The organism is Pantoea sp. LS15, assembly GCF_012241585.1.
Taxonomy (GTDB): Bacteria; Pseudomonadota; Gammaproteobacteria; order Enterobacterales; family Enterobacteriaceae; genus Enterobacter.
The window spans coordinates 208,137-229,952 of sequence record NZ_JAAVXA010000008.1 but is presented as its reverse complement, the minus strand read 5'-3'; the positions used below and the strand labels follow the sequence as shown (position 1 = coordinate 229,952).

General features: G+C 52.9%; 21 protein-coding genes. 13 read left to right on the top strand and 8 right to left on the bottom strand.

The annotated features are described in order from the left end of the window. Positions 1-315: 315 nt before the first annotated feature. Both HED65_RS14270 and mdtD read left to right on the top strand, forming a co-directional pair. Entirely contained in the window at positions 316-1,023 is a 708-nt protein-coding gene (locus HED65_RS14270; protein ID WP_114979055.1) for a FadR/GntR family transcriptional regulator, read from the top strand. Continuing rightward, positions 1,020-2,453 carry a multidrug transporter subunit MdtD gene (mdtD, locus tag HED65_RS14265; protein WP_114979054.1) on the top strand — a complete coding sequence of 478 codons (1,434 nt, stop codon included), beginning with the start codon at positions 1,020-1,022 and terminating at the stop codon, positions 2,451-2,453. The genes HED65_RS14270 and mdtD overlap by 4 nt, the downstream gene beginning before the upstream one ends. Here mdtD and rbsR read toward each other — a convergent pair. The 7 genes from rbsR to kup all read right to left on the bottom strand — a co-directional run bounded on the left by rbsR (position 2,419) and on the right by kup (position 10,336). Next, positions 2,419-3,411, bottom strand: coding sequence for a ribose operon transcriptional repressor RbsR (gene rbsR, locus HED65_RS14260; protein ID WP_114979053.1), 993 nt, complete (start codon positions 3,409-3,411; stop codon positions 2,419-2,421). The two genes, mdtD and rbsR, sit on opposite strands and share 35 nt — an antisense overlap. A 3-nt stretch (positions 3,412-3,414) precedes the next feature. Further along, a complete protein-coding gene (rbsK, locus tag HED65_RS14255) occupies positions 3,415-4,344 on the bottom strand; it encodes a ribokinase (protein ID WP_028017752.1) in 930 nt (309 codons plus the stop codon). Positions 4,345-4,450: 106 nt separating this feature from the next. After that, positions 4,451-5,341, bottom strand: coding sequence for a ribose ABC transporter substrate-binding protein RbsB (rbsB, locus tag HED65_RS14250; protein ID WP_028017753.1), 891 nt, complete (start codon positions 5,339-5,341; stop codon positions 4,451-4,453). A gap of 27 nt (positions 5,342-5,368) precedes the next feature. Then, positions 5,369-6,334 carry a ribose ABC transporter permease gene (rbsC, locus tag HED65_RS14245; protein WP_028017754.1) on the bottom strand — a complete coding sequence of 322 codons (966 nt, stop codon included), beginning with the start codon at positions 6,332-6,334 and terminating at the stop codon, positions 5,369-5,371. Positions 6,335-6,338: 4 nt separating this feature from the next. Further along, entirely contained in the window at positions 6,339-7,844 is a 1,506-nt protein-coding gene (gene rbsA / locus HED65_RS14240) for a ribose ABC transporter ATP-binding protein RbsA (RefSeq protein WP_114979052.1), read from the bottom strand. Between the two features lie 7 nt (positions 7,845-7,851). Further along, positions 7,852-8,271 carry a D-ribose pyranase gene (gene rbsD / locus HED65_RS14235; protein ID WP_114979051.1) on the bottom strand — a complete coding sequence of 140 codons (420 nt, stop codon included), beginning with the start codon at positions 8,269-8,271 and terminating at the stop codon, positions 7,852-7,854. A gap of 196 nt (positions 8,272-8,467) precedes the next feature. After that, positions 8,468-10,336: a low affinity potassium transporter Kup gene (gene kup / locus HED65_RS14230; protein WP_114979050.1), complete on the bottom strand. Its 1,869-nt coding sequence runs from the start codon at positions 10,334-10,336 to the stop codon at positions 8,468-8,470. Between the two features lie 223 nt (positions 10,337-10,559). Between kup and ravA the strand changes: the two genes are divergently transcribed. Together ravA and viaA are read left to right on the top strand one after the other, a co-directional pair. Next, positions 10,560-12,056, top strand: coding sequence for an ATPase RavA (gene ravA / locus HED65_RS14225; RefSeq protein ID WP_114979049.1), 1,497 nt, complete (start codon positions 10,560-10,562; stop codon positions 12,054-12,056). Continuing rightward, positions 12,050-13,501, top strand: a complete 1,452-nt coding sequence (viaA, locus tag HED65_RS14220) for an ATPase RavA stimulator ViaA (RefSeq protein ID WP_114979048.1) — start codon at positions 12,050-12,052, stop codon at positions 13,499-13,501. Before ravA ends, viaA begins: the two co-directional genes overlap by 7 nt. Here the strand turns inward: viaA and asnA are convergent, their stop codons facing one another. Continuing rightward, the gene (gene asnA / locus HED65_RS14215) at positions 13,502-14,494 is read right to left on the bottom strand and encodes an aspartate--ammonia ligase (protein WP_049006047.1); all 993 of its coding nucleotides are present in this window, start codon (positions 14,492-14,494) and stop codon (positions 13,502-13,504) included. Positions 14,495-14,645: 151 nt separating this feature from the next. Here asnA and asnC point away from each other — a divergent pair, with 151 nt between their 5' ends. From asnC to atpH, 9 genes are all read left to right on the top strand, one after another. Further along, positions 14,646-15,104 carry a transcriptional regulator AsnC gene (gene asnC / locus HED65_RS14210; protein WP_008500198.1) on the top strand — a complete coding sequence of 153 codons (459 nt, stop codon included), beginning with the start codon at positions 14,646-14,648 and terminating at the stop codon, positions 15,102-15,104. A 90-nt stretch (positions 15,105-15,194) separates the two neighbouring features. Continuing rightward, on the top strand, positions 15,195-15,635 hold the full coding sequence (gene mioC, locus HED65_RS14205; protein ID WP_114979047.1) for an FMN-binding protein MioC: 441 nt from the start codon (positions 15,195-15,197) through the stop codon (positions 15,633-15,635). Between the two features lie 383 nt (positions 15,636-16,018). Next, positions 16,019-17,908 (top strand): tRNA uridine-5-carboxymethylaminomethyl(34) synthesis enzyme MnmG, encoded by a 1,890-nt coding sequence (mnmG, locus tag HED65_RS14200; RefSeq protein ID WP_014072433.1) that lies wholly within the window; start codon positions 16,019-16,021, stop codon positions 17,906-17,908. Positions 17,909-18,015: 107 nt separating this feature from the next. After that, positions 18,016-18,639, top strand: a complete 624-nt coding sequence (gene rsmG / locus HED65_RS14195; RefSeq protein WP_114979046.1) for a 16S rRNA (guanine(527)-N(7))-methyltransferase RsmG — start codon at positions 18,016-18,018, stop codon at positions 18,637-18,639. 616 nt (positions 18,640-19,255) lie between these two features. Next, positions 19,256-19,636 carry a F0F1 ATP synthase subunit I gene (gene atpI, locus HED65_RS14190; RefSeq protein ID WP_023333920.1) on the top strand — a complete coding sequence of 127 codons (381 nt, stop codon included), beginning with the start codon at positions 19,256-19,258 and terminating at the stop codon, positions 19,634-19,636. A gap of 8 nt (positions 19,637-19,644) precedes the next feature. Next, entirely contained in the window at positions 19,645-20,460 is an 816-nt protein-coding gene (gene atpB / locus HED65_RS14185; protein WP_023309789.1) for a F0F1 ATP synthase subunit A, read from the top strand. A gap of 49 nt (positions 20,461-20,509) precedes the next feature. Next, complete coding sequence (gene atpE / locus HED65_RS14180; RefSeq protein ID WP_000429386.1) at positions 20,510-20,749, top strand: F0F1 ATP synthase subunit C; 240 nt, start codon at positions 20,510-20,512, stop codon at positions 20,747-20,749. A gap of 48 nt (positions 20,750-20,797) precedes the next feature. Continuing rightward, on the top strand, positions 20,798-21,268 hold the full coding sequence (gene atpF / locus HED65_RS14175; protein ID WP_003862370.1) for a F0F1 ATP synthase subunit B: 471 nt from the start codon (positions 20,798-20,800) through the stop codon (positions 21,266-21,268). Positions 21,269-21,282: 14 nt separating this feature from the next. Beyond that, positions 21,283-21,816 carry a F0F1 ATP synthase subunit delta gene (gene atpH, locus HED65_RS14170; RefSeq protein WP_028017763.1) on the top strand — a complete coding sequence of 178 codons (534 nt, stop codon included), beginning with the start codon at positions 21,283-21,285 and terminating at the stop codon, positions 21,814-21,816.

The following is a 21,816-nucleotide window of genomic DNA, read 5'->3' as shown; positions in this document are numbered from 1 at the left end:
AAGAGCAGTGCCGCTTCGTTTTCGCTGCGGCGCGGGGTGTGCATATTACACTTTCCCGCTACAGAGTCAAGCGTTTATTTTGCTTTTCTCTGCTGACCCGGCGGCGTGTGTGCCGTTGTTCCGTGTCAGTGGAGGCGCATTATAGGGAGTTATTCCTAAGTGACAAGAGGAAATTTAAAAAAAGTTTTCATCCGCGTTTTTTTTCACCAACAGAGGTGAAATCAAGCTACAAATTGTTCTATTTGATGTATCTGCAACCACAATCACACTCGAGGTGGCATAATTATCAGCATGGATATTTAAGGAATAAAAGCGATGCCATTAAGCGCACAACAGCTGGCCGCCCAAAAAAACCTGTCGTATGTGCTGGCAGAGAAGCTGGCTCAGCGGATTTTAGCGGGTAAATATACCCCGGGTAGTATCCTGCCGGGTGAGATGGAGCTGGGTGAGCAGTTTGGAGTGAGTCGTACAGCAGTTCGTGAAGCGGTGAAAACCCTGACGGCAAAAGGTATGGTGCTTCCACGTCCCCGCATTGGTACACGTGTCATGCCACAGAGTAACTGGAACTTTCTCGATCAGGAGCTGCTCTCCTGGTGGATGACGGAAGATAACTTTCATCAGGTTGTCGATCACTTTCTGGTGATGCGCAGCAGTCTTGAACCACAGGCGTGCCTGCTTGCTGCCACGCTTGGAACGGCAGAACAGAAAGCACAACTCAATGCGTTAATGGAAGAGATGGTGTTCCTGAAAAAGCACTTCAACCGGGAGCGCTGGGTTGAGGTCGATATGGCCTGGCATGAACATATCTATATGATGAGCGCCAATCCGTTCCTCACCTCTTTTGCCTCTTTATTTCATTCGGTGTATCACACTTACTTTACCTCTATTACACAAGACGAAGTGGTTAAACTGGATTTGCATCAGGCGATAGTGGATGCCATTCAGGAAAGCGATGGGCAGCGAGCCCTGAGTGCGTGCCAGGCATTGCTGGCCGCGCCAACCCACCAGCAGGTAAATAAATGACAAAGAAAAAAGCGCGCAGCATGGCCGGATTGCCGTGGATTGCAGCCATGGCGTTCTTTATGCAGGCACTGGATGCCACCATCCTCAACACTGCGCTTCCCGCTATTGCGCAAAGCCTCAACCGCTCCCCGCTGGCAATGCAGTCCGCCATCATCAGCTACACCCTGACGGTCGCAATGTTAATCCCTGTCAGCGGCTGGCTGGCCGACCGCTTCGGCACCCGCAGAGTTTTCATGTTGGCCGTGACACTCTTTACGCTCGGTTCGCTGGCCTGTGCGCTCTCCTCATCCTTAACAGAACTGGTTATCTTCCGCGTATTACAAGGTATTGGCGGAGCGATGATGATGCCCGTGGCACGCCTTGCCTTGCTGCGAGCCTATCCTCGAAGCGAACTGCTTCCCGTGCTCAACTTCGTCACCATGCCAGGTCTGGTTGGTCCGATACTTGGCCCGGTACTCGGCGGCGTGTTTGTCACCTGGGCAAGCTGGCACTGGATCTTCCTGATTAATATTCCTATTGGCGTTGCGGGGCTGCTGTATGCCCGCAAATATATGCCGAACTTCACCACGCCAAGGCGCAGCTTCGATATGGGCGGCTTTTTCCTGTTTGGCCTGAGCCTGGTGCTGTTCTCCAGCGGGATGGAGCTGTTTGGTGAGAAAATCGTCGAAACGTGGCTGGCGCTAGCCGTCATCCTCGGCGGTATTCTGTTGTTCCTTCTTTATATACGTCACGCGCGCCGTCACCCGACACCGTTAATCTCACTCGGACTCTTTAACACCCGAACCTTTTCCGTAGGGATCGCAGGCAACATTGCGTCACGTCTGGGGACAGGTTGCGTACCGTTTCTGATGCCATTGATGCTGCAGGTAGGTTTCGGTTACCCGGCACTGATTGCTGGCTGCATGATGGCGCCCACGGCAATGGGCTCGATTCTGGCAAAATCAACGGTTACACAAGTGCTGCGCTGGTTTGGCTATCGTAAGACGCTGGTTGGCGTAACGGTCTTTATCGGTCTGATGATTGCGCAGTTCTCTCTGCAATCCGCCGCCCTTCCCGTATGGATGTTGATACTGCCGTTATTTGTACTGGGCATGGCGATGTCAACGCAGTTTACGTCGATGAATACCATCACGCTGGCAGACCTGACAGATGAGAATGCCAGTAGCGGTAACAGCGTGCTGGCGGTGACACAACAGCTGTCGATCAGTCTTGGGGTGGCCGTAAGTGCGGCGGTACTGCGGTTTTATGAAGGTTTTGACAGCGCGAATACCGTCGAGCAGTTCCACTATACGTTTATCACAATGGGCGTTCTTACCGTCGTTTCAGCGTTGGTCTTTATGCTGTTAAAACCGAAAGACGGACGTAACCTGATCAAAGAACGCCACAAAGCAAAGTCTAAACCGAACCCCGTTCCATCAGAACAGGAGTAAGCTGCAGACGTTGTTGTTGCAGCGTGGGCTGCGCCATTCGATGGATCAGTACATCAATGGCCAGCTCACCCAGTTCATCCTTCGGCTGATGGATCGTGGTCAGCGGTGGGGTCATGTAGCTGGCCAGTTCAATATCATCGTAGCCAATTACCGCCATATCATCCGGAACGCGCAAACCTGCCTGATATAACGCCTGATAGGCGCCAAATGCCATGGCATCGTTGCCAATAAAGACGGCCTGCGGACGCTGCGGCTGCGCCAGTAAGGTCTGCATCGCGTCAAAACCACCGTGAAACTCAAAATCACCAGTTATACGGTAGCCTTCGGGAACAGAAAGACCCGCCCGGGCCATCGCAGAGAGATACCCCTCCAGACGCAGGCGCGCCGGTGTTTTATCCAGTGGACCGGTAATACAGGCAATGCGGGTATAACCTTTATCGATCAGATACTGGGTGGCCATGTCGCCCCCCAGCAGGGAGTTATCCTGAATCAGATCGCTGGTACCGTCGAACGGTGCCCAGTCCATCATTACTGTAGGAATAGAGGGATAACGCTGGATAATCTCTTTCGAGGGCTGGTGTGTTTCTGTACAGAGTAGCAGTAGCCCGTCGACGCGTTTTTGCATCAGCGTCTCCAGGTTGCGGTTCATTCTCTGCTCGTCACCTTCGGTATTGCACAGCACCAGGCTGTAGCCACGCTCGAAGCAACTACGCTCTACACCTCGCACAAGCTCAGAATAGAAAGGGTTGGTACTGGCCGTAATCAGCATACCAATAGTGCGCGTCTGGTTGAGCTTAAGACTACGCGCCAGCGCAGATGGCGCATAGTTGAGTTCTTTAACCGCAGCTTCGACTTTCTCCCGAATCGCCTCGCTGACAAAGCGATCGTTGTTTATAACGTGAGAGACCGTCGAGGTAGAAACGCCCGCCATGCGGGCGACATCTTTCATTGTTGCCAAGCGTTACCCCTGCTGACTTAAGAATTCATCGATCTCTTTACGCCACGGAACGGAGGGTTGGGCCCCTTTGCGCGTCACGGCAATCGCGGCAGCAGCATGTGCAAAACGGATCGCATCATCCATTCGCTTGCCTTCCAGTAGCGCGGTCACCAGCGCACCATTAAAGGTGTCTCCCGCGGCGATGGTGTCAATCGCTTTCACCTTAAAGCCCGGCACTCGACGGCCTTCGCCATTGACGCTTGCCCACACCCCACGGCTACCAAGGGTGATAATCACGGTACCTATGCCTTTATCATGCAATGCACGTGCAGCTCGCGCGGCATCGTCATCATTTTCGACACGAATGCCCGTCAGCTTTTCCGCTTCGGTTTCGTTTGGCGTAATGATGTCCACCAGCGCCAGCAGCTCGTCTGATAATACACGGGCAGGAGCTGGATTTAGTACGACAGTGGTATGATTTTCATGCGCAATTTTGGCGGCGGCCAGCACGCTTTCAACCGGTGACTCCAGTTGCATCAGCAACGCTTCGGCATTCGCAATGATCTCACGTTGCGCTTCTACGCGCTCCGTTGTCAGCGCAGCGTTGGCGCCAGCATGAATACCGATGACATTCTCACCTTCTGCGTTGACGAAAATCAGCGCCACGCCAGTAGATTCCCCTGCAACCACGCTGACCGGTGCGATATCAATGTTGTCGCTCGCCAGCTGTTTGCGTACGCGCTCACCGGTATCGTCATCACCCGTGCAGGCGATAAACGCAATATTCGCCCCACTGCGACCGGCGGCGACGGCCTGGTTTGCACCTTTACCGCCAAATGCCACCTGATACTGGTTACCCGTGACGGTTTCGCCCGGTGTTGGGAATGATTCAAGGTTAAGAATGTGATCGGCATTGATACTGCCAAGGACGACGAGGTTGCCTGCGGTTTTCATGGTTGGGTTGTCCATCTGAGAGCGCCACCGGTGTTACCCGGTGGCGTATGCCACACTTTTCTTTATTGGTGTCCCTCAGGCAGCCAGCGGCTGCCTGATTCGCCTTTTACTGCTTGATGACCAGTTTCAGGTCAACAGGGTATTTGGCCTGAACTTTTTCGCCCTTCAGCACTTTGTCGGCAGTTTCAACGCCAGTCGCGCCAATCTGCTCCGGCAGCTGAGCGATGGTCGCAGCCAGTTTGCCATCGTTTACTGCTTTTTCACCATCCGGCGTGCCGTCAAATCCGACAACCATCACATCAGATTTACCTGCGGTCTGCAGGGCACGCAGCGCACCCAGTGCCATTTCGTCGTTCTGCGCGAATACCGCCTGCACGTCAGGATGTGCGGTCAGCAGGTTCTGCATCACGTTCAGACCTTTAGTACGGTCGAAGTCGGCAGGCTGGCTGGCCAGGACGTTAAATTTGTGTGCAGCAACGGCCTGCTGGAAGCCTTCGCCACGTTCACGGGCAGCAGAGGTACCCGCGATACCCTGCAATTCGATAACTTTCGCACCTTCACCTGCTTTCTTCGCGATGTAATCACCCGCGATTTTACCGCCCAGCACGTTATCAGACGCAATGTGGCTGACCACGTCACCTTTAGAGGCCTGACGGTCCAGGGTGATTACCGGGATCTTCGCCTGGTTTGCCATTTTAACGGCGTTACCTACGGCATCAGAATCAGTTGGGTTGATCAGCAGAATTTTGGTACCACGAACGGTTAAGTCCTGAACGTTAGCCAGCTCTTTCGCCGGGTTGTTCTGGGAATCCAGCACCACCAGGTTGTAGCCCAGTTTGTCCGCTTCTTTCTGCGCGCCATCCTTCAGAGAGACGAAGAACGGGTTGTTCAGCGTGGAGATAACCAGCGCGATGGTGTCTTTCGCCATAGCGTTAGCACTTACGGTTGCGCTCAGCGCGACAGCAGAAACCAGGGTAGCCAGTTTTTTCATGTTCATATCTAAGATGTCCTGTAGTGTCGTCAGTTACTGTTTTTTGTTGTCTACCAGTACCGCCAGCAAAATCACCACTGCCTTAACGATCATCTGGTAATAGGAGGAAACACCTAACAAATTCAAACCATTATTCAGGAAACCGAGAATCAGTGCGCCGATCAATGTCCCAACAATGCGACCTTTACCACCCGCAAGACTCGTACCGCCCAGAACCACTGCCGCAATGGCATCCAGCTCATAACCCGTGCCCGCCGTTGGCTGCGCGGAGGAAAGACGCGCCACTTCGATGATGCCTGCCAGAGAAGCCAGCAAGCCGCACAGGGAATAAACGATAATTTTAACTTTATTGACGCTAATCCCGGACAAACGCGTTGCCGCTTCGTTACCGCCCAGCGCATAGATATAACGACCCAGACGGGTGTGATGCAGCATGTACCACGCCGCCAGGAAGACGATAGCCATGATCCAGACCGGCGTCGGGATACCCAGCGGGCGACCGATACCGAACCAGCCAAACAGATCAGCGTTATCGGTAAAGCCGGTGTTCACCGGGCTGCCGTTGGTGTAAACCATGGTCACACCGCGCAGCAGCAGCATCATCACCAGCGTCGCGATGAACGCCTGAACACGGCCTTTCGCCACAATCACGCCGGTCACGGCACCGATTGCCGCCCCAGCGGCCAGCGCAGCTGCCACGGCCACTAATGCGTTAACTTCAACACCGACAAGGGAAGCGGCGATCGCACCGGTGAGCGCCAGTAAGGAACCAACGGACAGATCGATCCCTGAGGTCAAAATCACCAGCGTCATCCCGACCGCCATAATGGCGTTGACAGAAGTCTGCTGCAGAATGTTGAACAGGTTATTAACGGTGAAAAAGTTTGGACTCATGGTCGACACAATCGCGATCAGCACCAGCAGGGCAATCAGCGATTTTTGTTCCATCAGCCATGCCTTTGTGAAATAACGGCGACCAGAAACAGCCTGGGTAGTCATCTTCTTACTCCTGATTCACGCGATTAAGCTTGCCCACAGCGGCAGCCATCAGAACTTCCTGGGTGGCCTGCTCGCGAGTGAATTCACCGCCGAGATGCCCTTCATGCATGACGATAATGCGATCGCTCATGCCTAATACTTCTGGCATCTCGGAAGAGACCAGAATGATGCTCAGACCGTCGGCCTTGAACTGGTTAATTAGCTGATAGATCTCTTTCTTCGCGCCGACGTCCACACCGCGGGTTGGTTCATCGAGGATCAGCACTTTCGGGCGCGTCATCAGACCACGCGCAATGGCCACCTTCTGCTGATTACCGCCGGACAACAGGCCAATTGCCTGCTCCATCGACGGTGTTTTGACGTTAAACAGACGGATAAAATCGCTCACCGCCTGCTGTTCATCTTTGTGTTTCAGCCTACCGCCGCTGTGACTGAAATAGCGCAGTGCAGTAAGCGACATGTTCTCTTTTACCGACATGCCCAGCACTAAGCCATCGCGCTTACGGTCTTCAGAAATATAGACAATGCCATTCGCCAGACCATCTTGCGGAGAGCGAGTGACAACTTCGTGGCCATCAAGAGTGACATAACCGCTGGTGCGCGGCAGTGCGCCGTAGAGCACTTTCATCAGCTCAGTACGCCCAGCGCCCATCAGGCCCGCCACACCGAGGATTTCCCCCTGACGCAGGGTAAAGGTCACATCGTTCACACCTGGACCGCAGAGATTGTCTACCTTCAGGCGGATGTCACCCGGCGCTTTATCCAGATGCGGGTATTGATCTTCAAGCTTACGCCCCACCATCATTTCGATAAGGGTATCTTCGGTCAGCGTGGCTACTTCGCGCTCGGCAATAAACTGCCCGTCGCGAAAGACGGTCACGTCATCGCAAATCTCGAAGATCTCTTTCATGCGGTGAGAGATATAGACAATCCCGCGCCCCTGCGATTTTAGCTCGCGGATAACGCGGAACAGGGATTCGGTTTCAGTATCGGTCAGGGCGTCAGTCGGTTCATCCATAATGATGACCTTCGACTCAAAACTCAGCACCTTGGCGATTTCCACCATCTGCTGATCGCCAATGGAGAGTTCACCTACCAGTCGGTCGCTCTTAAAGCGCAGGTTCAGCTTCGCCAGCAGTTTATCCGCTTCGGCATACATGGTTTTCCAGTCGATTTTGCCGAATCGATTTACAAACTCGCGGCCCAGGAAGATGTTCTCCGCAATGGTCAGTTGCGGGATCAGGTTCAGCTCCTGGTGGATAATACCGATACCCGCTTCCTGAGAGGATTTTGGGCCATTGAAGGTGGTCTCTTTTCCCAGCCAGACGAGCGAACCGGCATCGCGTTGATAGATACCCGTCAGCACTTTCATCATGGTGGATTTGCCAGCGCCGTTTTCGCCCACCAGCGCCATCACGCGCCCGGGGTAGACGTTCAGCGCCGCACCGGAGAGGGCTTTTACGCCCGGGAACGACTTATCGATCCCTTTGAGTTGCAGTAATGCGTCCATGATGGCCTCAGAACGTGACGCCAGCACAGAGAATGATATTCGCATACGGGGAACACTCCCCGCTGCGAATCACCGCCTGACTGTCTGCGGTTTGTTGTTTGAACTGTTCGTGCGTTGTGTAACGAATTTCTATAGTGTTTCCCTGGTGTTGTTGCAGTTGCTCAATGTGGCTGAGCAACGTTTCGTGGAGTTGCGGATTATGTTGTTTGATCTCCGTCGCGAGAATGGCCGCCTCAACCTGCATCTCCGCAGTCACCACATCCAGTACCTGCATAAACGAGGGCACGCCCTGCGTTAACGCCATATCAATACGGGTTGTGCTGCGCGGAACCGGTAAGCCTGCATCGCAAACCACCAGCGTATCGGTATGCCCAAGACGGGAAATAACCGACGAGATTTCTGAGTTGAGTACAGTGCCTTTCTTCATTTTCTTGCTCCACTAGCGAAACGTTTCGCTAAAATCAGTTTAGTCTCAACAGTGTTCAGAAAACCACCGTGACGTAACAGATTTGTGATCGACGTCGAAACGTTTCGCTAAGTGAAATGTAGAGACAATTATGGAGGGTAGGCAGGGGGTTTTGTAAGCCGGGTAAGCGCAGCGCCACCCGGCATTTAATGCAGGCTTAAATCTCGACCTGTGTACCCAGCTCAATCACACGGTTAGGCGGGATCTCAAACTGGTCTGGCGCACGCAGGGCGTTACGTTGCAGGATAAGGTACAACTTGCCGCGCAGGCGCAAATACCACGGACGCTTGCCAATAATCAGTGACTCGTGTGACATGAAGAATGATGTCTCCATCATCCGGCAGCTCAGCCCTTCAAGACCGCAGCGGTGGAAGACCTCTTCCACGTTCGGCGTTTCACGCCAGCCGTAGCTTGCCACCACGCGCCAGAAGGTTGGCGAGAGTTGCTCAATCTGAACACGACGTACATTGTGAACATACGGCGCATCTTCGGTGCGCAACGTCAGTAGAATCACACGCTCGTGCAATACCTTGTTGTGCTTAAGATTATGCATCAACGCAAACGGGATCACGTTCAAGGCACGAGACATGTACACCGCCGTTCCCGGTACACGCACTGGCGGGGATTTCTCCAGCGAAGCAATCATCGCCTCCAGAGAATTACCGTGCTCATGCATACGACGCAGCAGACGGAAGCGCTCGCTTTTCCATGTGGTCATGACAATAAACATCACCAGACCCAGCGTCAGCGGTAGCCAGCCACCGGAGACAATCTTGTCGAGGTTGGCAGAGAACAGCGGTACGTCAATACACAGGAAGCCCGCCAGAATCATCGCCACGAGGAATTTGTTCCAGTGCCAGTTTCGGTATGCCACCGTGGTAGAAAGAAGTGATGTCAGCACCATCGTACCCGTTACCGCAATACCGTATGCTGCAGCGAGATTGCTGGAGTGCTCAAAGCTGACGATCACAATCACCACAGCGAAATAGAGGAGCCAGTTAACGAACGGGATGTAGATCTGGCCCGACTCCATCTCTGAGGTATGGATGATGCGCATTGGTGAGAGATACCCCAAACGCACAGCCTGGCGCGTCAAAGAGAACACCCCGGAAATCACCGCCTGAGAAGCAATAACCGTCGCCAGCGTGGCAAGGATCAGCATCGGCACCAGCGCCCACTCTGGAGCCAGCAGGAAGAACGGGTTCTTAATCGCCTCCGGGTTTTTCAGCAGCAGCGCACCCTGGCCGAAGTAGTTCAGTGCCAGAGATGGCAGTACCACGATAAACCACGCCACGCGAATAGGCAGTTTGCCAAAGTGACCCATATCCGCATACAGCGCCTCAACACCGGTGATAGAGAGCACAACGGCGCCGAGCGCCACGAAGGAAACCACTTTGTATTCGAGGAAGAAATGGACAGCCCAGTAAGGGTTCAGCGCCTGCAGCACATCCGGGTTATCAATGATACCGCGCAAGCCAAGCGCCGCCAGGATCAGGAACCAGGCCAGCATAATTGGCGCGAACAGTTTCCCCACCAGCCCGGTACCGTGCTTCTGGATCACAAACAGTAGCGTCAGAACAATTATCGCCAGCGGGACAACCCACGTATCAAGTTGCGGCGCGATAATCTCAAGCCCTTCTATCGCCGAAAGCACTGAGATAGCAGGCGTGATGACAACTTCCCCATAGAAGAAACTGCCGCCAATCAGGCCGATGATGACCAGCACCGACGTCATTCTGGCTGACGTATTACGCCCGGCAAGGGACATCAGGGTCAGGATCCCACCTTCACCTGCGTTATCTGCACGCATGACAAAGGAGAGGTATTTAACAGAAACCACCAGGATCAGCAGCCAGAAGATGAGGGACAGGAAGCCAAATACGGCATCGCGTTCAACACCAAAGCCAAACTGGCCGGACAGACATTCACGAAGCGTATAAAGCGGGCTGGTGCCGATATCACCGTAGACAACCCCGATCGCCGCAAGCGTAATTGCGGGTAATGATTGCTTATTATCAGTGCTCATAGACTAGTCTTTTCGTTTAAATAACAAATGTGTTCCTGGTCCCTTGGTCCACAAAAAGCGCACAGTATGCCTGATTCGTTGCAAAATCGTACCCCTAAATGCAACCGCATTAATGTAGCGCAAAGAAAATTGCGCCGCACTTCAGTCTATTACCAGCCCTGGCTGAAACGTCTATACTCGCTTCAATTGGCCGCCACGACGGCGAAAGGATGCAAAAACTATTATGGCTCACTCACATTTATTAGCAGAAAGAATTTCCCGCCTCAGCAGCGCGCTGGAGAAAGGCCTTTTCGAGCGTAGCCACGCCATCCGCCTCTGTTTACTGGCGGCGTTGAGCGGTGAAAGCGTATTTCTGCTGGGTCCACCGGGGATCGCCAAAAGCCTGATTGCCCGCCGGCTGAAATTTGCTTTTCAGAACGCCCGCGCCTTCGAATACCTGATGACCCGCTTTTCCACCCCTGAAGAAGTTTTCGGCCCGCTTTCCATTCAGGCGCTGAAAGATGAGGGGCGCTATGAGCGTTTGACGGCGGGTTATCTGCCTGAGGCTGAAATTGTCTTTCTTGATGAGATCTGGAAAGCCGGCCCGGCGATTCTGAATACCCTGCTGACGGCGATTAACGAACGTCGGTTCCGCAACGGCGCCAGCGAAGAGAAAATCCCGATGCGCCTGCTGGTGGCCGCCTCCAACGAACTCCCCGAGGCCGACAGCAGTCTGGAAGCGCTGTATGACCGCATGCTGATCCGCCTGTGGCTGGACAAAGTGCAGGATAAATCCAACTTCCGCTCTATGCTGGTGAGCCAGCAGGATGAGAATGAAAACCCGGTCTCCGCTTCGCTTCAGGTTACTGATGAGGAATATCAGCAGTGGCAGCAGGAGATCGGCAAAATCAAACTGCCAGATGCCGTCTTCGAGCTGATCTTCATGCTGCGCCAGCAGCTCGATTTACTGCCTTCAGCGCCCTATGTCTCCGATCGTCGCTGGAAAAAAGCGATCCGCCTGCTACAGGCCAGCGCCCTGTTCAGCGGCCGTGATGCCGTTGCGCCAATCGATCTGATCCTGCTGAAAGATTGCCTCTGGCACGACGCAGAAGGCATGAACCTGATGCAGCAACAGCTTGAAATATTGATGACCGGACACGCCTGGGGACAGCAGGCGATGCTGAACCAGCTTGGAGCGATTGCCCAACGACGCATCCAGTTACAGCAGCAACAAAGTGATAAAACGGCGCTGAAAGTGAACCGGCTGGGTGGAATGTTCGCCCGCAAACCTCACTACGAATTACCCGCCGAGCTGACCAGCCCGACGCTTACCCTGCTGCTCCAGCAACCGCTTAAACTCCATGATATGCAGGTCGTGCACGTTACGATTGAGCGCGAGCCGCTCTCGCAATGGCTGGATAAAGGTGGAGAGATCCGTGGAAAACTCAACGGCATCGGTTTCGCGCAGCCGCTAAATATGGAAGTGGACAGTAGCCAGCATCTGGTGATCCGCGATGTGAGCCTGCAGGGATCGCGTCTTGCACTGCCAGGCACCGCCTCTGACAGCGTTCCTGAAGAGATTAAGCTGCAACTGGAAGCGCTGGATACAGAATGGCACCAGCAACACACCCGCTTTAGCGAGCAGCAAAAATGCCTCTTTATACATAGCGACTGGTTAGGTCGCATTGAAGCCAGCCTGCAGGATGTGAGTACACAGATTAAACAGGCGCGTCAATGCTAACGCTGGATACGCTTAACGTCATGCTGGCCGTCAGCGAAGAAGGGTTGATCGAAGAAGTGGTCATCACCCTTCTGGCGTCGCCGCAACTGGCCGCATTCTTTGAAAAATTTCCGAAGCTTAAAAAAGCGATGACGGACGATCTCCCACGCTGGCGAGAAAACTTGCGTCAGCGGTTCAAAGAGACCGAGGTACCTCCTGAGCTAACGGAAGAGGTGGCCTGTTATCAGCAGTGCCAGCGGCTCTCAACGCCACAGTTTATCGTTCAGCTTCCGCAAACCCTGACATTGCTCGACAACGTCCACTCCCCGTTTGCCAGCCAGGCCCGGGCGCTGGTCACGGATAACGCCACCTTCACCCCCGCGTTGCACACTCTCTTTTTACAGCGCTGGCGCCTCAGCCTTGTCGTTCAGGCCACGACATTGAACCAGCAACTACTGGATGAGGAGCGTGAACAACTGCTCAGTGAAGTTCAGGAACGCATGACCTTAAGCGGTCAGCTCGAGCAGGTGCTGGTGGAAAATGAAAATGCCGCCGGGCGTCTCTGGGACATGAGCGCCGGTCAGCTTCGGCGCGGGGATTATCAGCTGATCGTCAAGTACGGCGATTTTCTGGCCCAGCAGCCCGAACTGATGAAACTTGCAGAACAGCTGGGTCGTTCAAGGGAGGCAAAGTCAGTTCCAAAGAAAGATGCCCCGATGGAAACTTTCCGCACCCTGGTACGCGAACCGGCAACCGTTCCCGAGCAGGTCGACGGGCTTCAGCAAAGCGATGATATTTTGCGCCTGCTGCCCACCGAACTCAGTACGCTGGGAATGACTGAACTGGAGTATGAGTTTTACCGTCGGCTGGTGGAAAAGCAGCTTCTTACCTACCGGCTACACGGCGAAGCCTGGCGCGAGAAGCTCAGCCAGCGGCCAGTTGTCCACCAGGATTTTGATGAGCAGCCGCGCGGACCTTTTATTGTTTGTGTGGATACGTCCGGATCGATGGGCGGGTTTAATGAGCAATGTGCGAAGGCGTTCTGTCTGGCTCTGATGCGCGTGGCGCTCGCCGATCGTCGTCGCTGCTTCATCATGCTCTTCTCCAGCGAGGTGGTGGGTTATGAGCTAACGAACCAGCAAGGTATCGAACAGGCGATCCGTTTTTTAAGCCAGCGTTTTCGCGGCGGCACGGATTTAGCCAGCTGTTTTCGTAGCATTGTGGAGCGTATGCAGGGAGGCGACTGGTACGACGCTGACGCGGTGGTGATTTCCGATTTTATTGCCCAGCGGCTGCCGGATGATGTAGTCAATAAAGTGAAAGAGTTACAGCGGGTGCATCAGCACCGTTTCCATGCGGTGGCGATGTCCGCTCATGGAAAACCCGGCATCATGCGCATCTTCGATCATATCTGGCGCTTCGATACCGGGTTGCGTAGCCGCCTGCTCAGGCGCTGGCGGCGTTAATTACAGAAGGGAGCCGACGCTTTCGCGTACCTGCTGCGGCCAGACGCCACACTGAACCTGACCGATATGTGGCAGTTGCAGCAGCAACATGGTCAGACGGGACTGGCCGATACCGCCACCAATGGTCTGCGGCATTTCTCCGCGTAGCAGCGACTGGTGCCACTCTAATTTAAGACGATCTTCGTCACCAGTAACCGCCAGCTGACGTTTGAGTGCATCGGCATCCACGCGGATCCCCATAGAAGAGAGCTCAAACGCATCTTCCAGCACCGGGTTCCAGACCAGGATATCGCCGTTAAGACCCGCGTATTCACTCTCACCGCGGGTGCTCCAGTCATCATAATCCGGCGCACGAACGTCGTGGCGTTTGCCGTCAGACAGTTTGCCGCCGATCCCCATCAGGAACACGGCACCTAATTCTTTGGCGATTGCGCGTTCACGGCCTTTAGCATCCAGATCCGGGAAACGGCTCAGCAACTCCTGGCTGTGCACAAAATGGATCGTATCCGGCAGGAACGGTGCCAGACCAAACTCTTTGCTCACGGCCGCTTCGGTTGCTTTGATCCCGGCGTAGATCGCTTCAACGGTGGATTTCAGCGTACCGACGTGGCGCTCGCCATCACCCATTACGCGCTCCCAGTCCCACTGGTCAACATAGACAGAGTGAATTGGGGTGAGGCGGTCTTCATCGGGGCGAAGGGCTTTCATGTGCGTGTAGAGCCCTTCGCCCGCGCTGAAGTCGTGTTGCCCCAGAGTTTGACGCTTCCACTTCGCCAGGGAATGAACCACTTCGAACTGGGCATCTGGCAGTGTTTTCACTTTCACCTGCACCGCTTTTTCGCTTCCAGACAAGTTATCCTGCGTCCCGTCACCTACACGGCTCAGAATGGGAGCCTGGACTTCAATCAGTCCAAGTTTATCTTCCAGCTGGCGTGAAAAATGGGATTTAACGAAACTGATCTGGCGTTGTTTTGCGATATAAGCGGTTTTCATTATTTATACTCCTGCGTCCTGTTGCTATTGATTAAGCAACAGAAACGGCACCTGATTCAATAACCCATCAACAAAAAGCCACCTTCACTTTTGATTCGATAAAATAAACCGCTAGAATAGAGTGATTCATTAATCTTCATAAGAAAAAGCTATGGAAAATTATCAGATCGACAATCTCGACCGCGGCATCCTGGAGGCCTTAATGGCTAATGCCCGTACCGCCTACGCCGAACTGGCAAAACAGTTTGGTGTCAGCCCGGGAACAATCCATGTTCGCGTAGAGAAGATGAAACAGGCGGGGATCATTACCGGCGCACGTATTGACGTCAGCCCTAAGCAACTGGGTTATGACGTTTGCTGCTTTATCGGCATTATTCTTAAAAGCGCCAAAGACTACCCTTCTGCCCTGGCGAAGCTGAACGCACTCGATGAAGTCACAGAGGCGTATTACACCACCGGGCACTACAGCATCTTTATAAAAGTCATGTGTCGATCCATCGACGCCCTTCAGCAGGTACTTATCAACAAGATCCAAACAATCGATGAAATTCAGTCCACCGAGACCCTGATCTCCCTGCAAAACCCGATCATGCGTACCATCCGCCCGTGATCGGGCAAATTCATTCCCACATTTTCCACAGGTAGATCCCAGCTCGTTCACAGCGTACAATGGCCGCCTCTTTATCTGAGCGAGCGATCAATGGCTGACATTACTCTTATCAGTGGCAGCACCCTGGGCGGTGCGGAATACGTTGCGGAACATCTGGCTGAGAAGCTGGAAGAAGCAGGTTTTTCCACAGAAACACTGCATGGACCGTTGCTTGAAGATCTTCCGACTGATGGGATCTGGCTGCTGATCACCTCCACACATGGCGCAGGCGATCTACCGGATAACCTGCAACCTTTATATGACGAACTGCAGGAACAGCAACCTGACCTGTCCAGTATCCGTTTTGGTGCGGTCGGTATCGGCAGTCGTGAATATGACACCTTCTGTGGCGCAATAGAGAAAGTTGAAGCCGCTGTGACAGCCTGTGGCGCAAAACAGTTGGGTGAAACACTGAAGATCAACATCCTCGATCATGATATTCCGGAAGATCCAGCCGAGATCTGGCTGGCGGAATGGAAAAATTTACTCTAAAACGATTAAAGATCGCGCGAACAGATGTGGATAACTCTGGTTAAAAGCTCGTATTAAGCCGTAGTTATCCAAATAACAACTCTGGTTTAGTTTTTGACCTGTGCATAAAATGGCGATCTGATCCCAGCTTATACGGTCCAGGATCACCGATCATTCACAGCAAACGATCCTCCCTAACTGCATGATCTTATTTGCGGGATCGGACTTATCCACAAAGGTCCGCGATCCTAATAAGAGATCACAATAGAACAGATCTCTAAATAAAAAGATCTTCTTTTTAATAGCCCAGGATCCCAATGCTTTCTCGAAAGACTAAAGTTGAGTAGAATCCACGGCCCGGGCTTCAATCCATTTTCATACCGCTTTACGCGAGGCAGACCACCATGTTTTATCAGGATCCTTTTGACGTCATTATCATTGGCGGGGGTCATGCAGGCACTGAGGCCGCAATGGCCGCAGCGCGAATGGGTCAGCAGACCCTGCTTTTGACACACAATATCGACACGCTTGGACAAATGTCCTGTAACCCGGCGATTGGCGGCATTGGGAAAGGACACCTGGTAAAAGAAGTGGATGCACTTGGCGGCCTGATGGCGAAAGCGATCGATCACGCTGGCATTCAGTTTAGGATACTAAACGCAAGTAAAGGTCCTGCGGTACGAGCGACCCGTGCCCAGGCTGACCGCGTGCTTTACCGTCAGGCGGTACGTACTGCACTGGAGAATCAGCCAAACCTGATGATCTTCCAGCAGGCGGTTGAAGATCTTATCGTTGAGAACGATCGTGTCGTGGGTGCCGTAACCCAGATGGGCCTCAAGTTCCGCGCGAAAGCCGTGGTGCTGACCGTGGGCACATTCCTGGACGGTAAAATTCACATCGGTCTGGATAACTACAGCGGTGGCCGTGCTGGCGATCCGCCGTCTATTCCACTGTCTCGCCGTCTGCGTGAACTGCCGCTACGCGTCAGCCGCCTGAAAACGGGAACACCACCACGTATTGATGCGCGCACCATTGATTTCAGTGTGCTGGCGCAACAGCATGGTGATAATCCAATGCCCGTATTTTCGTTCATGGGCAATGCGGCGCAACATCCGCAGCAGGTACCGTGCTACATCACGCATACCAACGAGAAAACCCATGACGTGATCCGTAATAACCTCGATCGCAGCCCAATGTACGCTGGCGTGATTGAAGGCATCGGCCCACGCTACTGTCCGTCGATCGAAGACAAAGTGATGCGCTTTGCCGATCGTAATCAGCACCAGATCTTCCTGGAACCGGAAGGGCTGACCTCGAACGAAATTTATCCGAACGGCATCTCCACCAGCCTGCCGTTCGATGTGCAGATGCAAATTGTTCGCTCAATGCAGGGGATGGAGAATGCGAAAATTGTTCGCCCTGGCTACGCTATTGAGTACGATTTCTTCGACCCGCGTGATCTCAAACCAACCCTGGAGAGCAAATTCATCCACGGTCTGTTCTTCGCGGGGCAGATTAACGGCACCACCGGCTACGAAGAAGCGGCTGCACAGGGTCTGCTTGCCGGTCTGAACGCTGCGCGCTTCTCTGCTGAGAAAGAAGGCTGGGCACCAGGCCGTTCTCAGGCGTATCTGGGTGTGCTGGTTGATGATCTCTGCACTTTGGGCACAAAAGAACCGTACCGTATGTTTACCTCTCGTGCGGAATATCGTCTGATGCTGCGCGAAGATAACGCCGACCTGCGTCTGACCGAAATGGGCCGTGAGCTGGGTCTGGTGGATGACGAGCGCTGGGCGCGTTTCAACGAGAAGCTGGAGCGTATTGAACAGGAACGTCAGCGCCTGAAAACCACCTGGGTGAATCCGCAGGCGGAAACTGCAGCTGAAGTGAATGCTCACTTGACTGCACCACTGTCGCGCGAAGCCAGCGGTGAAGATTTGCTGCGCCGCCCTGAAGTTACCTACGAAAATCTGGTGAAACTGACCGCGTTCGCACCTGGCCTGGAAGACGCTGAAGCGGCAGAGCAGGTTGAGATCCAGGTTAAATACGAAGGTTATATCGCACGTCAGCAGGATGAGATTGAGAAACAGCAGCGCAATGAAAACACGCTGCTGCCAGAAATGCTGGACTATCGTCAGGTTACTGGCCTTTCCAACGAAGTGATCGCCAAGCTGAACGATCATAAACCCGTGTCAATTGGTCAGGCGTCCCGTATCTCCGGTGTGACACCTGCGGCGATTTCGATCCTGCTGGTATGGCTCAAAAAGCAAGGTATGCTGCGCCGTAGCGCGTAACATGTTTAATTCGCCCGGTGGCGCTGCGCTTACCGGGCCTACAGAACTCCGTAGGGCGGGTAAGCGAAGCGCCACCCGCCACTTAAGTCTCTCAACAGGTATTCACTGTGCTCAACAAACTCTCTCGTCTGCTGGATCAGGCAGGTTTTTCGCTCACCGATCACCAGAAAAATCAGCTGGTGGCCTATGTCGATATGCTGAACAAATGGAACAAAGCGTACAACCTGACCTCTGTTCGCGACCCCAACGAGATGCTGATTCGCCATATTCTCGATAGCATTGTGGTTGCGCCGTATCTGAAAGGTGAACGCTTTATCGATGTGGGCACAGGCCCTGGCCTGCCTGGGGTTCCGCTGTCGATTGTCCGTCCTGAGAGCCAGTTCACGCTGCTGGACAGCCTTGGCAAGCGCGTACGTTTTTTACGTCAGGTACAGCATGAGCTGAAGCTTGAGAACATCACGCCCGTACAGAGTAGGGTAGAGGAGTTCCCGGCGGAGCCACCGTTTGATGGTGTTATCAGCCGCGCGTTTGCTTCGCTCAATGATATGGTGAGCTGGTGTAAGCACTTGCCGGCAGAGAATGGCCGTTTTTATGCGCTGAAAGGTCTGTTACCTGGTGATGAGATTGAACAGCTTCCGGACGGCTTTGCTGTTGAATCCATCGAGAAATTAAATGTTCCTCAGCTCGATGGAGAACGTCACCTGGTGATAATTAAACCAAACAATTTTTAAAAGATTAATAAAAAATGTGGAATTTGTGCTGTTCTTACCATGTTAAAAAACAGCACAACTACCAGGGTTTTATCGGTGACCTTTTAACCGCTTTCTCACTAAGGTTTATCTTCCTGTTAACGTAGCGAATGTTATTCACCGAGAAGATAGTCATCTGTGAAAATATAAGTCTGCTAAAAGTGGGGAGCCGTAACCAGAACGCAATGTTAATTATTTATTAAGAATGTCAATGAAAGGTTTTTATTGTGTACTGGGCTGTTTTGAAAATAGTTACGACATTTTGTGTTTGATTTCATAAAGATAAATTTAAGCGATTTGCGTCTTTGATTAATACAACCTTATCGCAAATGTGTGTTTTGTGATCTTGTGCACGCTTTATTGACAACGTTTTCGCGCTGTTTGCACTTTTGGTCGAAGGTCGATGCTTTCTGAGAAAGTTAAAAAATAGCGGTGGGGAAAAATATTTAAACATTTATTCACCTTTTCGCTACTTAATGTTTGAAATCACGGGTGCGCACCGTATAATTTGACCGCTTTTTGATGCTTGACTCTGAGCCTTAAAGGACGTTTTATACGACACGCGGCATACCTCGAAGGGAGCAGGAGTAAAAACGTGATGTCTGTGTCGCTCTTGAGTAGAAACGTTGCTCGTAAGCTTCTGTTCGTTCAGTTTCTGGCTGTGATAGCAAGTGGACTGCTGTTTAGCCTCAAAGACCCCTTCTGGGGCATCTCCGCCGTGTGCGGGGGTTTGGCGGTTGTGCTGCCAAACGTGTTGTTTATGATTTTTGCCTGGCGTCATCAGGCGCATACACCCGCCAAAGGCCGCGTGGCCTGGTCCTTCGCTCTCGGCGAAGTGTGTAAGGTGTTGCTGACCTTTGCTCTACTGGTGATGGCGCTGGCGGTTTTGAAAGTGGTCTTCATGCCGCTGATAGCTACGTGGGTTTTGGTGCTGGTGGTACAAGTTCTGGCTCCAGCTGTAATCAATAACAAAGGGTAAAAGGCATCATGGCTTCAGAAAATATGACGCCGCAGGATTACATAGGTCACCATCTGAATAACCTTCAGCTGGACCTGCGTACATTCTCGCTGGTGGATCCACATAACCCCCCGGCCACCTTCTGGACGATCAACATCGACTCCATGTTCTTCTCGGTGGTTTTGGGTCTTCTGTTCCTGGCCATGTTCCGCGGTGTTGCTAAAAGAGCGACCAGCGGTGTTCCAGGGAAATTCCAGACGTTCATCGAAATGATCATCGGCTTCGTCCATGGCAGCGTTAAAGACATGTACCATGGCAAGAGCAAGCTGATTGCTCCGCTGGCCCTGACCGTGTTCGTTTGGGTCTTCCTGATGAACCTGATGGACCTGCTGCCAATCGATCTGCTGCCGTTTATCGGCGAGCACATCTTCGGCCTGCCTGCACTGCGTGTTGTACCGTCTGCTGACGTGAACATCACCCTGTCGATGGCGCTGGGCGTGTTTATCCTGATTCTTTTCTACAGCATCAAAATGAAAGGCGTAAGCGGCTTTGTGAAAGAGCTTACCTTGCAGCCGTTCAACCACTGGGCGTTTATTCCGGTCAACCTGATCCTGGAAGGCGTTAGCCTGCTGTCCAAACCTGTTTCACTGGGTCTGCGACTGTTCGGCAACATGTATGCGGGTGAGCTGATTTTCATTCTGATCGCGGGTCTTCTGCCGTGGTGGTCACAGTGGATTCTTAATGTGCCTTGGGCCATTTTCCACATCCTGATCATTACGCTGCAAGCCTTTATCTTCATGGTTCTGACGATTGTCTATCTGTCGATGGCGTCTGAAGAGCACTGATTTTTTACCAACACTACTACGTTTTAATTGAAACAAACTGGAGACTGTCATGGAAAACCTGAATATGGATCTGCTGTACATGGCTGCCGCTGTGATGATGGGTCTGGCGGCTATCGGTGCTGCGATCGGTATCGGCATCCTCGGGGGCAAATTCCTGGAAGGCGCAGCGCGTCAACCTGATCTGATTCCTCTGCTGCGTACTCAGTTCTTTATCGTTATGGGTCTGGTGGATGCTATCCCAATGATCGCTGTAGGTCTGGGTCTGTACGTGATGTTTGCTGTCGCGTAGTAGTTGTTTTAAAACCCTAAGCCACAGAAATTAAAGAGGTATTGTGCTGTGAACATGAACGCAACAATCCTCGGCCAGGCCATCGCGTTTATTCTCTTTGTCTGGTTCTGCATGAAGTATGTATGGCCGCCTTTAATGGCTGCCATCGAAAAACGTCAGAAAGAAATTGCTGACGGTCTGGCTTCTGCAGAACGCGCTAAGAAAGATTTGGACCTTGCACAGGCCAACGCGACAGACCAGCTGAAAAAAGCGAAAGCGGAAGCTCAGGTCATCATCGAACAGGCTAACAAACGCCGTTCGCAGATCCTGGACGAAGCCAAAGCTGAAGCAGAACAGGAACGTACTAAGATCGTGACACAGGCTCAGGCTGAAATTGAAGCTGAGCGTAAACGTGCTCGTGAAGAACTGCGTAAGCAGGTTGCGATTCTGGCTGTTGCTGGCGCCGAGAAGATCATCGAACGTTCCGTGGATGAAGCTGCTAACAGCGACATCGTGGACAAACTTGTCGCTGAACTGTAAGGAGGGAGGGGCTGATGTCTGAATTTGTTACGGTAGCTCGCCCCTACGCCAAAGCAGCTTTTGACTTTGCTATCGAACACCAAAATGTCGATCGCTGGCAGAATATGCTGGCGTTTGCCGCTGAGGTGACGAAAAACGAACAAATGGCCGAGTTGCTTTCCGGTGCGTTAGCACCTGAAACTCTCGCCGCGTCGTTTATCGCCGTGTGCGGAGAGCAACTGGATGCCAACGGCCAGAACCTGATTAAGGTTATGGCAGAAAATGGTCGTCTCCGTGTGCTCCCGGATGTTCTCGAGCAGTTTGAGCACTTACGTGCCCTTAGTGAAGCTACTGCAGAAGTTGAAGTCACTTCTGCAACTGAACTGAGTAATGAACAGCTTGCGAAAATTACCGCCGCGATGGAAAAACGTCTGTCACGCAAAGTTAAGCTGAATTGCAAAATCGATAAGTCTGTAATGGCAGGCGTAATCATCCGTTCGGGTGATATGGTCATTGATGGCAGCGTACGCGGCCGTCTTGAGCGCCTTGCAGACGTCTTGCAGTCTTAA

Coding starts and splice junctions, on each gene's coding strand:
- atpE (WP_000429386.1), top strand. CDS start 20,510: ATGGAAAACCTGAATATGGATCTGCTGTACATGGCTGCCGCTGTGATG.
- mnmG (WP_014072433.1), top strand. CDS start 16,019: ATGTTTTATCAGGATCCTTTTGACGTCATTATCATTGGCGGGGGTCAT.
- rbsD (WP_114979051.1), bottom strand. CDS start 8,271: ATGAAGAAAGGCACTGTACTCAACTCAGAAATCTCGTCGGTTATTTCC.
- atpB (WP_023309789.1), top strand. CDS start 19,645: ATGGCTTCAGAAAATATGACGCCGCAGGATTACATAGGTCACCATCTG.
- atpH (WP_028017763.1), top strand. CDS start 21,283: ATGTCTGAATTTGTTACGGTAGCTCGCCCCTACGCCAAAGCAGCTTTT.
- rbsB (WP_028017753.1), bottom strand. CDS start 5,341: ATGAACATGAAAAAACTGGCTACCCTGGTTTCTGCTGTCGCGCTGAGC.
- atpI (WP_023333920.1), top strand. CDS start 19,256: ATGTCTGTGTCGCTCTTGAGTAGAAACGTTGCTCGTAAGCTTCTGTTC.
- asnA (WP_049006047.1), bottom strand. CDS start 14,494: ATGAAAACCGCTTATATCGCAAAACAACGCCAGATCAGTTTCGTTAAA.
- rbsA (WP_114979052.1), bottom strand. CDS start 7,844: ATGGACGCATTACTGCAACTCAAAGGGATCGATAAGTCGTTCCCGGGC.
- ravA (WP_114979049.1), top strand. CDS start 10,560: ATGGCTCACTCACATTTATTAGCAGAAAGAATTTCCCGCCTCAGCAGC.
- rbsC (WP_028017754.1), bottom strand. CDS start 6,334: ATGACTACCCAGGCTGTTTCTGGTCGCCGTTATTTCACAAAGGCATGG.
- HED65_RS14270 (WP_114979055.1), top strand. CDS start 316: ATGCCATTAAGCGCACAACAGCTGGCCGCCCAAAAAAACCTGTCGTAT.
- asnC (WP_008500198.1), top strand. CDS start 14,646: ATGGAAAATTATCAGATCGACAATCTCGACCGCGGCATCCTGGAGGCC.
- rbsK (WP_028017752.1), bottom strand. CDS start 4,344: ATGAAAACCGCAGGCAACCTCGTCGTCCTTGGCAGTATCAATGCCGAT.
- kup (WP_114979050.1), bottom strand. CDS start 10,336: ATGAGCACTGATAATAAGCAATCATTACCCGCAATTACGCTTGCGGCG.
- mioC (WP_114979047.1), top strand. CDS start 15,195: ATGGCTGACATTACTCTTATCAGTGGCAGCACCCTGGGCGGTGCGGAA.
- mdtD (WP_114979054.1), top strand. CDS start 1,020: ATGACAAAGAAAAAAGCGCGCAGCATGGCCGGATTGCCGTGGATTGCA.
- viaA (WP_114979048.1), top strand. CDS start 12,050: ATGCTAACGCTGGATACGCTTAACGTCATGCTGGCCGTCAGCGAAGAA.